Source organism: Kitasatospora sp. NPDC059803, from assembly GCF_042732255.1.
Lineage (GTDB): Bacteria > Actinomycetota > Actinomycetes > Streptomycetales > Streptomycetaceae > Kitasatospora.
On sequence record NZ_JBHWIJ010000023.1, the window covers coordinates 37,889 to 49,190 of the forward strand.

The window sequence follows — 11,302 nt, forward strand, 5'->3', positions numbered from 1 at the left end:
CCCTGGGGGTCGGCCGCCACCCCCCCCCCCCCGGGCGGGCGGGCCCCCCCCCGGCGCCCCCCCCGCCGCGATCGTCGGCTCCGCCGCCGTCGCCCGCATCGAGACCGCCCTCACCGAGGGCCGCGACGCCGCCCAGGCGCTGCGCGCCCTCCTCCACGACCTCCGCCCGCCCGGGCCACCCCAGCCCGCCACGGCCGGACGCACCACCACCAGCACCACCGCCGTACCGCGCACCACCGCCACACCGCGCACCACCAGCACGAGCACCACCCCCGGCACCACCACCCTCGCCCGCTGACACGAAAGGCAGAACCAGCATGCTGATCCGCGACCTTGACGACGTCCAGACCGTCGAGTGGGGCAACGGCCTGTCCCGCCGCTTCCTGGTGGCCGGCGACAACCTCGGCTACACCCTCACCGACACCATCGTCAACGCCGGCACCAAGTCCCGCCTGGAGTACCGCAACCACCTGGAGGCGTGCTACTGCATCGCCGGCTCCGGCGAGGTCATCGCCATGGACGGCACCTCCCACCCCATCACCCCCGGCCGCCTCTACGCCCTCGACCAGCACGACGCCCACTACCTGGTCGCCAGCCCCCACGAGGACCTGCGCCTGGTCTGCGTCTTCTCCCCGGCCCTGCGCGGCGACGAGGTCCACCAGCTCGACGCCTCCTCCTCCTCCGCCTACTAGGCGAAGCCCCCCCCTTCGAGTCACGCGCCGGCGCCCCGCGCGCCGGCCTGCCACCCCGGGCCCCGCACGCGGGCCCGGGAGGAAGGCGGCACGTCCATGATCCGCTGGAACGCCGACCAGCACGCCCTGCGCGAGGGCCTGGCCCGCTTCGGCGACGACCTGAGCGCCGGCCACATCGAAGGCGACGAACAGGCCGCCTTCTCCCACGACAAGTGGCGCCTCGTCCAGAAGACCGGAATCCTGTCCCTGCCCTTCGAGGAACGCTACGGCGGGCTGGGCCAGTCCCTGCTCACCACCATGTACGTCCTGGAGGGCCTGGGGCAGACCTGCCGCGACGGCGGCCTCAACTTCTCCGTCACCACCTCCCTCGCCTCCACCGGCGTCCCCCTCCAGGCCTTCGGCTCACCCGCCCTCAAAGAGGCCTACCTGCCGCGCATCGCCTCCGGCGAGGCCATCGGCGCCCACGCCATCACCGAGTCCGAGGGCGGCTCGGACGCCATGCAGATGCGCACCCGCGCGATCCGCGACGGCGACCACTTCGTCCTCAACGGCGCCAAGACCTTCGTCAGCAACGGCCCCGTCGCCGACGTCATCGTCGTCTACGCCCGCACCCACCCCCAGGGCGGGGCGCTCGGCGTCACCGCGTTCCTCCTGGACCGCGACATGCCCGGCATCAGCACCGGAAACCCCATCAAGAAGATGGGCCTGCGCACCTCACCGCTGTCCGAGGTCTACCTCGACGACGTCAAGGTGCCCGCCTCCCGGGTCCTGGGCCGCGTCGGCGGCGGCTTCCTCGTCCTGGACCACGTCATGAAACGCGAGATCCTCTACTCCTTCATCGTCAACACCGGCGAGATGCAGCACCGCCTGGCCCGCTGCCTCGACTACGCCAAGACCCGCATGTCCTTCGGCAAGCCCATCGGCTCCTACCAGTCGGTCGCCAACAAGATCGTCGACACCAAGATCCGCCTGGAGACCGCCCGCAAGTGGCTCTACGACACGGCCCAGCGCCTGGAGGCAGGCGAGAACGTCACCGTCGACATGGCGATCGCCAAACTCCTCACCAGCGAATCCAACCTCGCCACCTCGCTGGCCGCCGTCCAGGTCTTCGGCGGCAACGGCTACATGTCGGAGTACGGGCTGGAGAAGGACGTGCGCAACGCCGTCGCCGGCACCATCTACTCCGGCAGCAACGAGATCCAGTACAACCGCATCGCCGCCATGCTCGGACTCGGCAAGTGAGCGCCCCTGCCCCGCCCCGCCCGCTGCCGCCCGCGCGGCCCCGCCACCTCAAGGTGTGCGGGGCCCGCACCCGCGCCGACCTCACCCTCCTCGCCGAATCCGGCCCCACCCTGGTGGGCCTGTGGCACGGCGTGCCCGGCGGCCCCGCCGAACTCTCCGAACAACACCTCGCCCACCTCGCCGCCACCGCCATCCGCCTGGGCCTGGAACCCGTCCTGGTCACCTTCCTCGACGACGCCGACCGACTCGCCCGCCTCGCCCGCGCCACCGGCATCCGCTGGATCCAGCTCCACGCCTACCAGAACCCCGCCCTCGTCACCGAACTGCGCCACCACCTGCCCTACGCCGTCCTCGTCAAAGTCCTCCACCTCTCCCGCGGCCGCTGCCTGGAACGCCCCTTCATCGGCGCCTTCGAACGCGCCGGCTGCGACCTGTTCCTCCTGGACACCGTCACCGACGACGGCCGCGTCGGCTCCACCGGCCACCCCCTGGCCCCCGCCGACGTCCACACCCTGCTGCCCCGCCTCACCATCCCCTTCCTCCTCGCCGGCGGCCTGAACGCCGCCAACCGCGACACCTACCGCACCGTCACCGACCACCCCCTGTACGCCGGTGCCGACATCGACACCGCCGCCCGCAACCGGGCCGGCGACTTCACCCACGAAGCCGTCACCGCCCTCGCCCACGCCTGGCACCCCCGCCCCAAGGAGGCTCACGTATGAGCGCCCCGCGGTTCCTCGACGCCCTGCTGGCCGCGAGACGCCCCCTGATCATGGAAGTCAAACTCCGCGACCCGCACGGCACCGACCTGCTGGGCCCGCGCACCGTCACCGACCTCGTCACCCGCTACGAACAGGCCGGCGCGCCCTGCCTGTCCGTGGTCACCGGCCGCTGGTTCGGCGGCACCCCCCGCCTGCTGCGCGAGGTCACCGACGCCACCGACCTGCCCGTCCTGCAGAAGGACTTCCTCACCCGCCCCGCCCAACTGGAGGCCGCCGCCGCCCTCGGCGCCTCCGCCGTCCTGCTCACCGCCGCCCTGCTGCCCGCCACCTCCCTGCACCGCCTGGTCACCACCGCCCTCGCCCTGGGCCTGACCCCGTTCGTCGAGATCACCGGCGAACACGAACTCGCCCACCTGCCCCAGCCCGAACACTGCGTCATCGCCGTCAACAACAAGGACATCCGCACCCGCGAACGCGACCGCGGCGACCTCGGACGCAGCCTGCGCCTGCTGCCCGCCCTGCACGCCACCGGCACCCGCGCCCCCGTCTCCGCCTCCGCCATCACCGAACCCGCCGACGCCGCCCGCCTCCTGGACGCCGGCTACGCGGGACTGCTCATCGGCACCACGCTGATGCGCCAGAGCGACCTCACCGGCTGGCTCACCGACCTCGACACCGCCCGCGCCGGGACCACCGCCCGCGCCGGAGCCACCGCCCGCGCCGGGGCCGCCGTATGAGCTTCCGTCCGAACCCGCGGCCCAACCCCCGCCTCGCCACCCGCTCCCTGGTCCTGGACGCCGGCGGCATCCCCGTCTCCGCCCTCGTCGCCGAACCCCAGGACCGCGCCCCCAAGGCCGTCCTCCTCGCCATCCACGGCCGCGGCATGCGCGCCGCCTACTTCGCCGGCCCCGCCCACCCCGACACCAGCCTGCTCACCCTGGCCGCCGACCTCGGCTACACCGTCCTGGCCCTGGACCGCCCCGGCCACGGCGCCTCCGCCCACCGCCTGCCCGACGGCCAGCTCATCGCCGACCAGGCCGCCACCCTGCACGCCGCCCTCACCGACTACGCCCGCGCCCACCCCGTCGGCGCCGGCGTCCAGCTCCTCGCCCACTCCTTCGGCGGCAAGATCGCCCTCCACCTCGCCGCCCACTGGCCCGCCGACCCCCGCCTGCCCCTGCTCGGCGCCGACATCTCCGGCCTCGCCCAGCACTACGCCCCCGGCGCGTGGGACCGGCCCGACGACCTCGCCGGCGGCGGCCGCCTCAACTGGGGCCCCCTCGGCCTCTACCCGCCCGGCACCTTCCACGCCGCCCGCACCCTGCTCACCCCCGTCCCCGCCCTCGAATCCCGCGAACTGGCCACCTGGCCCGCCCGCTACAGCGCCCTGGCCGCCCGCGTACGCGTGCCCGTGCGCCTCACCCTCGCCGACCACGAGGCCTGGTGGCGCCTGGAGCCCTCCCACCGCACCGCCCTCACCGCCGCCTTCCCCCCGGGCCTGGCCCACCTCGTCACCGCCCACCGCGCCGGCCACAACCTCTCCCTGGGCCACGCCGCCCGCCCCTACCACCTGCGCGCCCTCGCCTTCACCGACGAATGCCTCACCCGCCCCCGGCCCCAGCCCGCCACAGCCGCCCCCGAACCGGCCCTGGCCGCCGCCGGCTGACCGCAGGACGGGTGGGAGCCCGTGGACACCGCCCGCGGCGCGGTGGCCCTAGACGACCCCGCCCCCAGCGCGCTGCTGCTCACCCGGCGGCGCCACAGCGCCGAGGTCCACGCCGGCCCCGCCCTGCTGGCCCTGATCACCCGCGAGCCCGACGGCGACCTCGGGCCGGCCGCCATGCCCGAGGCCGCCGAGTAGGTCACTGCGCCATCGCCCGCGCCCATCGGCACGCCGCCGGGGCGCGTGAAGCGGATTGCCTTGGTGCCAAGATGCTCTGACGTCTCGTGGCCAACGGCTCTGCCGGCCCGGCCGTCGTTGCGCAGCGGACGGCTGCGTGAGAAGTCGGAGGGGCCGACTTCTCACGCAAGATGGGACGCCGCGACCGCGACCGCCTGTGCAACAGCCGCCCCGGCCATGGTCGGGCAGGACTTCTCGCAGCAACACCGGTTCCCCGATCCCCGTCGCGGCCGAACGGGCATCCGGCGGGACTCTTTCAGGTGAATGCCCTGGTATCGCCCGACGCGGATTCCACCCTCCGGTATTGGTTTCACCAAGAGCCACACACGTGGCACCGAGTGGCGCGAAGGGTGGAGCGTGCGCAAGCGCAGCCCTCACCGGAGAGCGCCGGGCAAGGGAGTTGGGGTTCATGAGGAATCGCTTCGCACGGGCGGCCCGCAGGGCCGGTCTGGCCGGGGTGGCACTGGTGACGGTCGCCGGAACGGCACTGCTGGCCACCCCGCCCGCGAACGCCGCCGAGCAGTGCTGGGGCGAGGACGTGTGCATGTGGGACCAGCTCGACGGACAGGGGCAGATCCACCGGGTCTCCAACCCCGCGGACGGCACCTGCCTCTCCCTCGACATCACCTGGGCCGACGGCACCACGTCCCAGGCCAAGACCGTTCACAACCCCGGATCCGGAGGGCTGGCCACGTTCGAAAGCACCGACTGTTCCGGCAAGCCGATCGTCCTGCTGGGCCCCAACAACTTTGCCAACATCGCCCGGGCCCATTCGGTGCGGGTCGTCGACTGCGAGAGCGGCAAGGTCTGTTTCTGGGAGAACGACAACTTCTCCGGGTCGAAGAGCGCGGCGGACTACGCGGACTCCTGTTCGCCCATCGGGATCGACTCCGCCAGGACGGTGTGGAACCGCACCAGCAAGGCGATCGGCCTCTACGAAGGATGGGCGTGCGTGGGCGCGGGCTGGAAGGCCGCACGGGGGCTGAACCTGTAGACCCTGCCCTCGTCGGAGATGACTTGGCCATCTTCGTGATCAGGGCCTTCTTGCAAGAGATCGCGGCCTGGTTCGACAGCCTCCAGATCCAGCCGCCCGGCCTGGTGCCGGTCGACGGCTGGCGGACTGACTCAGACAGTCACCTCGGCCGACCGCGCCCGAACCTGCTGGAGGGTCTCGTCGGCGCTTCTCTGCCCGGCCCAGCCCTCGGTGAGGGCGGCGCCGGCGGTGCGGCATTCGCCGTGGAACGTGGCGTATCCGCCGCCGCCCGGCAGCATGAAGTGCGCCTTGAACGCGCTTCGCTCCAAGTTGGTGGTCCCGTGGAACTGAGTGCCCATGAAGTCCGCACGCGCGAACCGGCAGTCGCTGAGGTCGAAGTCGATCAGAGTGGCGGCGGAAAGGCTGAGATCGACTCCGTCCCAGAACCGTTCGCGCGGCGGGGAATCCGGCGCCGCCCCGGGGTCGTGAGGGCGGAGGTGGTCGGTGAGGATCTGCTGCGCGGTCCGCCGTAGCCTCAGTTCGGCCACCTGCTCCGCGGTGAGCGCGGCTTCATCGCCGGCCTCGAACGCCAGCGGCGCCCTCAGGAATCCGCAGACCGCGTCGACGATTCTGGCCCGCTGGTCGGCGCGGGCCTGGCCGAGCGCGTCGAGCACGTGCAGTCCGGACAGCCGCACCGCCGGGTCGGCGTCGGCGAGCTGGTGGGCGTAGGGCGCCACGGACTCGTCCGTCACCAGCCGGCCCGGCCCGTTGTCCCCGGGACGCAGCACCCAGCCGAAGGGCCATTGCTGAGGGCTGAACGACTCTTCCGCGTCGTCGACTTCCGAAGCGTCGTCTTCGTCGGCGACAGTGTCCGCGGTCGCGCCGGTGAGATCCACGCTCGGCTGGTCGAGATGGACCTGATCGCCGAACCAGGCGTCGCCGAACTCCGCATCCGCCCCGAACCGTGCCTTCCAGAACCAGGCCGGACCGTGGAATCGCGCGCTGCGAAAGGACACCCGATCCCGGAAGCAGGTGCCGTCGCTGCCCTCGTACCAGGTCTGGTAGTCCTCTTGAAGCACGGCGCTCGGCCAGTTGGGATCGGCCTCGTTCGGCTCGCGCCAGGGGATCTGGACGCCGAACGGATCCGGCTTGTCAGAGGGCAGGTCGCCGTCCTCGTCGAACTCTTCGAATCGGGGGTCGTCCTCCTGGACGGACTCCTCACCACGGCCGAACCAGGCCAGATGGTCGAACCGGGCGCCGGCGAAGCCGGCCGGGGAGTGGAACCGCGCCAGCCCGAAGTGGGCGTCTGCGCCGAACCTGACGTCGGCGAACGACGCCTCGCCTTCGAACACGGCCCGCGCGAAGATCGCGTCGTCGCGGAAGTGAGCGCCGTCGAAGACGCAGCGGCCGCGGAAGTGGGCGTCCGCGAAGACAGCCGGGCCGAAGGAGCAGCCGCTGAAGTCGACGTCCGGCAGTACGGCGCCTTCCAGGGCGAAGGCGAGGTGGTCTCCGCCCCGCGCCAGCGCGACAAGAACCGCGACAGCACTGTCGACAGCTTCCACAACCGTGCCGCGCAGGTAACGGCACACGGCGTCGGCGGCAGGCTGGCGCAGCGCGGGATGTGCCCGGGCGAGTACCTCAAGCTCCTGCAAGCCGGCGTGGTGCGCGTCGGCGCCCGGCCCCGCCAAGCAGTCGGCTATCCGCTGAAACTCCCCGGAGGCGTCCGGGTCCCTCGGTGATCCCATGCCGCCAGACCCTAGCGCAGCACCGCGTTGATCCTTCGGGGGCTCATGCGGCTTTGAGCGGGGAGCCGTCGCAGGCCCAGCGGTAGGCCTAGTTGGCGCCGAATTCGCCGGTGCGGACGGCGGTGACGAAGGCCTGCCAGGAAGAAGAGGGGAAGACGAGGGCGGGGCCGTGGGGGTCCTTGGAGTCGCGGACGGGTGTCACGTTGGCGAAACCCTCGGCCACCTCGATGCACTGGCCGCCGCCACTGCTGTATGAGCTCTTTTTCCAGCAGGCGTCAGTCAGTTCGACATCCATTCGAGCTTCCTCCGTACCGAGCTGATCGTTGCGAGTGAGTCGGCCTGGTTCATGGCCTCGACTACAAGGCGATCGTAGCTCCTGTCCAGTTCCCTGGTCGGCTGAGAATCCCGGTCGATGTAGCCACGCTGCTCAGTTTCCAGGTAGGCGAGCATTTTGTGGTTCGGCATGGTAAGCAGCGTCACCGGACGAATGAACGGCCGGTTCTCGCCCAGGGAGTACGGCGCCACCTGGATCACCACGTTCGGTCGGCGGGCGAACGCTTCGAGGTGGGTCAGCTGGTCGAGCATGACCTCCCGGCCCCCGATGATTCGGCTGAGACAGCTTTCGTCGAGCACGGCGTGCAGGAACGGCGGTGGTGTCCGGTCCAGGATCTGCTGTCGGGCGATCCGGAAATCGACGCGTTCGGCGGCCTGTTCCGGAGAGGTGCTGCCCTGTCGGACGTAGCCGGCCTCGATCGCCGCGGCGTAGGCCCGTGTCTGTAGGAGCCCGGGGATGACGTTGATCTCGAAGAGTTTGATCTGCTCCGCTCGGGCCTCGTAGTTGGTGTACTCCGGGAAGCCCTCCAACAATGCGGTGTGCTTGAGCTGCCAGTACATCAGTACCAGCGTGCCGCCGGTCTTGAGCTCCTGGTCGGCGAGCTCCGCCAGCTGCAGGCTCGGGGGCCGGTGTGCAAGTTCGACGTAGGACAGGTGCGATGCGGTGCACCCGACCTTCTTCGCCAGTTGGACCTGGGTGAGCCCAACTGCTTCGCGTGACCTGCGGAGTTGAACTCCGAAGGCGGCCCACGGGGACGAGGTCGGGTCGATGGTCTTCTTGTTCATGGAGCTTCCCCAACTCACGGCTGGCCTGACTGCAAGTCGCATATCACTTCCGATGCTAGGTGGTGCGGGGCCATCATGTGCACAGAACGTGAAACACTGATTGCGGAAGGTTATTTCCATGGCCGATGCCCAAGTTCCCCGCCTCCACGGCTACGGCGTGCGCTGGGACACCGGGGCCCGCCTCTACCGGGTCCGCAACGAGGTCACCCGGGAGTGGCTGCGCCAACCGGACGGTGAGCTCAGCGGGTTCAGCTCCTTCTCCGACGCCTGGGGAACGTGGCGCGTCTTCGAGGTCCACAAGCGGCCGGGGGAGTGAGCGCCGGACGCATGACGGCTGAACTCCTCGTCCGCCTCCTGTGGTTGGCGGGCTTCTCCCTCGTACTCCTCGCCGCCCTCAGAAGGTGAACCGCCCGATGCGTGACCCCCGTCTGCTCGCCAAGCCGCCGGTGTGCCGGCTCGGCTGCCTCGTCCTCGTGCGCAACCCGCGCGGTGACGTCCTGCTCGTCGATCCGGACTACATGGACGGGCTGATCCTGCCCGGCGGTGCCGCGAAGCCGAACGAGCCCCCGCACCTTGCCGCCGCCCGTAACCTGCACGTCGAGACCGGGCTCAACCTGCGCCTCGCCGACGTCCTCGCGGTCGACTTCACCCCCGCCGACCGCTACCTGGAGCGCCTCAACCTGGTCTTCGACGGCGGCACCGTGCATGACGACGTCCGCCTCGCCGTCCCACCCCGGCGCAGGAGCGGGCTGTTCGGCGCCCGCTTCGTCCCCGCCCGCCAACTCCCGGACGTCATGGCGCCCTCCCAACTCGCCCGCGTCAGCGAGGCGTTGGCGGGCCGGGCGCTGCCCGTCCTCCTCCACGGACAGCGCGCGACCTGAGGACCGCCGTGCTGGTTCACCGCGCGCCGGCGGCCTCCAGGATCGCGGACAGCCGCGCCAGGCATTCGCCGACAAAGCCGGGATAGGTGTCCCAGTAGTACGACAGCCCGCCGACTGCGACGCCGACCGCCCACGCCCGGGCCCGCAGCCACGTCACGTCGTCGAGGCCGAGGGCGTCCCAGTACGCCTGGCGGGCCGGGGTCGGAAGGTCCCACACCGTGGCGTGCTCGGCGTCGGGAAAGCCGACCGACAGGCATCCGAAGTCGATGACCGCGTGCAGCCTGCCCTGCCGGACGAGCAGGTTGGAGGGTTTCAGGTCGCCGTGCAGCCACACCTGGCGGCCGGACGGCCCGGGCAGGGCGAGCGCACTTCGCCGCAGGTGCCGCAGGTGCTCGATGTCGAGGTCCAGGCCCGGGATCGTCCGGCACTTCTCGAAGCATGCGGTGATCGACTCGTCGCTGTCGCGCAGGTCGCCTCCGCGGTACCAGCTGAGCGCGCCGTGGCGGACGGCCCCCATGAGCGGGGCGCAGTGCAGGTCCTTGACGACCGCCGCCAGGTCGGCCCCGAAGGCGGGCCAGTCGGTGACCGACCCCGGGCCGGGCTCCTCGCCGTCGATCCAGCGGTACACCGACCAGGCGAGCGGGAACACGGCACTCGCCGTCCCGGCGTGCACCGGCTCCGGGACACGGCACGGAAGGTGCGGCGCCAGCCGCGGCAGCCACGTCTGCTCCTTCCGCACGGACTCCGCGCTCTGCGCGGTGCGCGGCAGCCGCACGAGCAGGTCGTCGCCGAGCCGGTACATCGTGTTGTCCGTGCCCGCGCCGGCCGGCGAGACGGACAGGCCGGCCCAGTGCGGCCGCTGCTCCCGGAGCAGGGAGCGGACGACCGCCTGGTCCGCGAAGATCTCGTTCTCGTGAAGGGCCACGGTGCGAGCCTTCACGCCGGGCTCCACCGCCGCCAGCGATTTTCCCGAAACCGCTGCTGTTCGGGTCCCGTCGAAGAGCAGGACGCCGCCGGCCGGGACCGGCACCGGGACCGGCACCGGGACGGCTTGGTCGGAGAGGCCGGAGAGGCCGGAGAGGCCGGAGAGGCCGGAGAGGCCGGAGAGGCCGGAGAGGCCGGAGAGGCCGGAGAGGCCGGAGAGGCCGGAGAGTTCGGGGTGCTCGTCCATCCAGGTGCCGCCGCCGTCGGGCTGTGGGACGCCCACGTACGGGGCGCGGTGGGAGCCGGGGACGATCCAGGTGCAGCCGGTCTCCACGGTGGCGTCCTCGAAGTACCCGACGGCGGTGAGCAGACCGCGGGTGGGCTGGGACGCCGGCCCGCCCGTACGCCCCGGGTCAGAGGAGCCCGAGGCGGTCCAGGGCGAGGTAGGCGGCGGCGGTGTCGGTCATCTGGCCCCTGCGCAGCACGGTGGAGCGGAACTCGGGCAGGGGCAGGGTGACCACGTCGATGAACTCGGTGCGCTCCGGGGTCGGCTCGGCGACCTTGGCGCAGCCGGTGGCGTAGAAGGCGAAGCGCAGGGCGGTGGAGTAGGCGTCGTGCCAGTACGGGCCGGCCGCGTGGACCTCGCCCTGGTAGCCGGTCTCCTCCAGCAGTTCGCGGGCGACGGCCTCGGCTGCCTCTTCTCCGGGTTCGATGAAGCCACCGGGTAGTTCGTACAGCACGCGGTCGGGGCCGGGCCGGTACTGGCGGGCGAGGATGACGTGCTGGTCGGGAGTGAGGGCGAGCACGGCACCGGTTGGGCGCTCGCGTTTGAGGTAGAACTCCTCCGTCCGTCCGTCGGGCAGCTCGAAGTCGACGCGTTCCACGGACCGGCCGAACTTGCTGAACATGGTGGTGCGTTCGATCTCGCGCCATGACGCGGCGGGGTGGGTCATGGCTGGACTGTACGGCTCCGGCCTGACTCCGGGCGCTCGTTGGAGCCGCCCAGGCCTCCGCGCTCGCTGCCGCCGTCGGCTCCGCCCGCCCGGCCTCCGCCCTCAACGACATGCGCAACAGCGAAAAAGGGGGGTGCGCGCGGAGCCGGGC

The 11,302-nt window shown here is 71.7% G+C and carries 14 protein-coding genes and 1 pseudogene; 10 read left to right on the top strand and 5 right to left on the bottom strand.

Annotation, left to right across the window (positions count from 1 at the left end):
• The 8 genes and pseudogenes from ACFV6I_RS06215 to ACFV6I_RS06250 form a co-directional block, all read left to right on the top strand.
• A pseudogene (locus ACFV6I_RS06215) lies at positions 1 to 298 on the top strand (hypothetical protein); the annotation flags it as partial.
• A gap of 19 nt (positions 299 to 317) precedes the next feature.
• Entirely contained in the window at positions 318 to 692 is a 375-nt protein-coding gene (locus ACFV6I_RS06220) for an ectoine synthase (RefSeq protein WP_063352982.1), read from the top strand.
• Positions 693 to 788: 96 nt separating this feature from the next.
• The gene (locus ACFV6I_RS06225) at positions 789 to 1,934 is read left to right on the top strand and encodes an acyl-CoA dehydrogenase family protein (RefSeq protein ID WP_063352981.1); all 1,146 of its coding nucleotides are present in this window, start codon (positions 789 to 791) and stop codon (positions 1,932 to 1,934) included.
• Complete coding sequence (locus tag ACFV6I_RS06230) at positions 1,931 to 2,656, top strand: N-(5'-phosphoribosyl)anthranilate isomerase (protein ID WP_380423721.1); 726 nt, start codon at positions 1,931 to 1,933, stop codon at positions 2,654 to 2,656. Before ACFV6I_RS06225 ends, ACFV6I_RS06230 begins: the two co-directional genes overlap by 4 nt.
• Complete coding sequence (locus ACFV6I_RS06235; protein ID WP_380423722.1) at positions 2,653 to 3,393, top strand: indole-3-glycerol-phosphate synthase; 741 nt, start codon at positions 2,653 to 2,655, stop codon at positions 3,391 to 3,393. Before ACFV6I_RS06230 ends, ACFV6I_RS06235 begins: the two co-directional genes overlap by 4 nt.
• A complete protein-coding gene (locus ACFV6I_RS06240; protein WP_380423723.1) occupies positions 3,390 to 4,322 on the top strand; it encodes an alpha/beta hydrolase in 933 nt (310 codons plus the stop codon). Before ACFV6I_RS06235 ends, ACFV6I_RS06240 begins: the two co-directional genes overlap by 4 nt.
• A gap of 21 nt (positions 4,323 to 4,343) precedes the next feature.
• A complete protein-coding gene (locus tag ACFV6I_RS06245) occupies positions 4,344 to 4,517 on the top strand; it encodes a hypothetical protein (protein ID WP_380423724.1) in 174 nt (57 codons plus the stop codon).
• Positions 4,518 to 4,965: 448 nt separating this feature from the next.
• Positions 4,966 to 5,550: a peptidase inhibitor family I36 protein gene (locus ACFV6I_RS06250; RefSeq protein WP_380423725.1), complete on the top strand. Its 585-nt coding sequence runs from the start codon at positions 4,966 to 4,968 to the stop codon at positions 5,548 to 5,550.
• A 131-nt stretch (positions 5,551 to 5,681) separates the two neighbouring features.
• Here ACFV6I_RS06250 and ACFV6I_RS06255 read toward each other — a convergent pair whose 3' ends face one another.
• The 3 genes from ACFV6I_RS06255 to ACFV6I_RS06265 form a co-directional block, all read right to left on the bottom strand.
• Positions 5,682 to 7,181, bottom strand: a complete 1,500-nt coding sequence (locus ACFV6I_RS06255) for a pentapeptide repeat-containing protein (protein ID WP_380423726.1) — start codon at positions 7,179 to 7,181, stop codon at positions 5,682 to 5,684.
• Positions 7,182 to 7,362: 181 nt separating this feature from the next.
• The gene (locus tag ACFV6I_RS06260) at positions 7,363 to 7,569 is read right to left on the bottom strand and encodes a DUF397 domain-containing protein (RefSeq protein WP_380423727.1); all 207 of its coding nucleotides are present in this window, start codon (positions 7,567 to 7,569) and stop codon (positions 7,363 to 7,365) included.
• Positions 7,554 to 8,393: a helix-turn-helix domain-containing protein gene (locus ACFV6I_RS06265; protein WP_380423728.1), complete on the bottom strand. Its 840-nt coding sequence runs from the start codon at positions 8,391 to 8,393 to the stop codon at positions 7,554 to 7,556. Before ACFV6I_RS06265 ends, ACFV6I_RS06260 begins: the two co-directional genes overlap by 16 nt.
• 118 nt (positions 8,394 to 8,511) lie before the next feature.
• Here ACFV6I_RS06265 and ACFV6I_RS06270 point away from each other — a divergent pair, with 118 nt between their 5' ends.
• A complete protein-coding gene (locus ACFV6I_RS06270; protein WP_380423729.1) occupies positions 8,512 to 8,709 on the top strand; it encodes a hypothetical protein in 198 nt (65 codons plus the stop codon).
• A gap of 97 nt (positions 8,710 to 8,806) precedes the next feature.
• Positions 8,807 to 9,274, top strand: coding sequence for an NUDIX domain-containing protein (locus ACFV6I_RS06275; RefSeq protein WP_380423730.1), 468 nt, complete (start codon positions 8,807 to 8,809; stop codon positions 9,272 to 9,274).
• Between the two features lie 16 nt (positions 9,275 to 9,290).
• Here the strand turns inward: ACFV6I_RS06275 and ACFV6I_RS06280 are convergent, their stop codons facing one another.
• The gene (locus ACFV6I_RS06280) at positions 9,291 to 10,568 is read right to left on the bottom strand and encodes a phosphotransferase (RefSeq protein ID WP_380423733.1); all 1,278 of its coding nucleotides are present in this window, start codon (positions 10,566 to 10,568) and stop codon (positions 9,291 to 9,293) included.
• Positions 10,569 to 10,611: 43 nt separating this feature from the next.
• On the bottom strand, positions 10,612 to 11,151 hold the full coding sequence (locus ACFV6I_RS06285) for an NUDIX hydrolase (RefSeq protein ID WP_380423731.1): 540 nt from the start codon (positions 11,149 to 11,151) through the stop codon (positions 10,612 to 10,614).
• Positions 11,152 to 11,302: the final 151 nt, after the last annotated feature.

Coding starts and splice junctions, on each gene's coding strand:
- ACFV6I_RS06250 (WP_380423725.1), top strand. CDS start 4,966: ATGAGGAATCGCTTCGCACGGGCGGCCCGCAGGGCCGGTCTGGCCGGG.
- ACFV6I_RS06260 (WP_380423727.1), bottom strand. CDS start 7,569: ATGGATGTCGAACTGACTGACGCCTGCTGGAAAAAGAGCTCATACAGC.
- ACFV6I_RS06235 (WP_380423722.1), top strand. CDS start 2,653: ATGAGCGCCCCGCGGTTCCTCGACGCCCTGCTGGCCGCGAGACGCCCC.
- ACFV6I_RS06240 (WP_380423723.1), top strand. CDS start 3,390: ATGAGCTTCCGTCCGAACCCGCGGCCCAACCCCCGCCTCGCCACCCGC.
- ACFV6I_RS06275 (WP_380423730.1), top strand. CDS start 8,807: ATGCGTGACCCCCGTCTGCTCGCCAAGCCGCCGGTGTGCCGGCTCGGC.
- ACFV6I_RS06220 (WP_063352982.1), top strand. CDS start 318: ATGCTGATCCGCGACCTTGACGACGTCCAGACCGTCGAGTGGGGCAAC.
- ACFV6I_RS06225 (WP_063352981.1), top strand. CDS start 789: ATGATCCGCTGGAACGCCGACCAGCACGCCCTGCGCGAGGGCCTGGCC.
- ACFV6I_RS06265 (WP_380423728.1), bottom strand. CDS start 8,393: ATGAACAAGAAGACCATCGACCCGACCTCGTCCCCGTGGGCCGCCTTC.
- ACFV6I_RS06270 (WP_380423729.1), top strand. CDS start 8,512: ATGGCCGATGCCCAAGTTCCCCGCCTCCACGGCTACGGCGTGCGCTGG.
- ACFV6I_RS06285 (WP_380423731.1), bottom strand. CDS start 11,151: ATGACCCACCCCGCCGCGTCATGGCGCGAGATCGAACGCACCACCATG.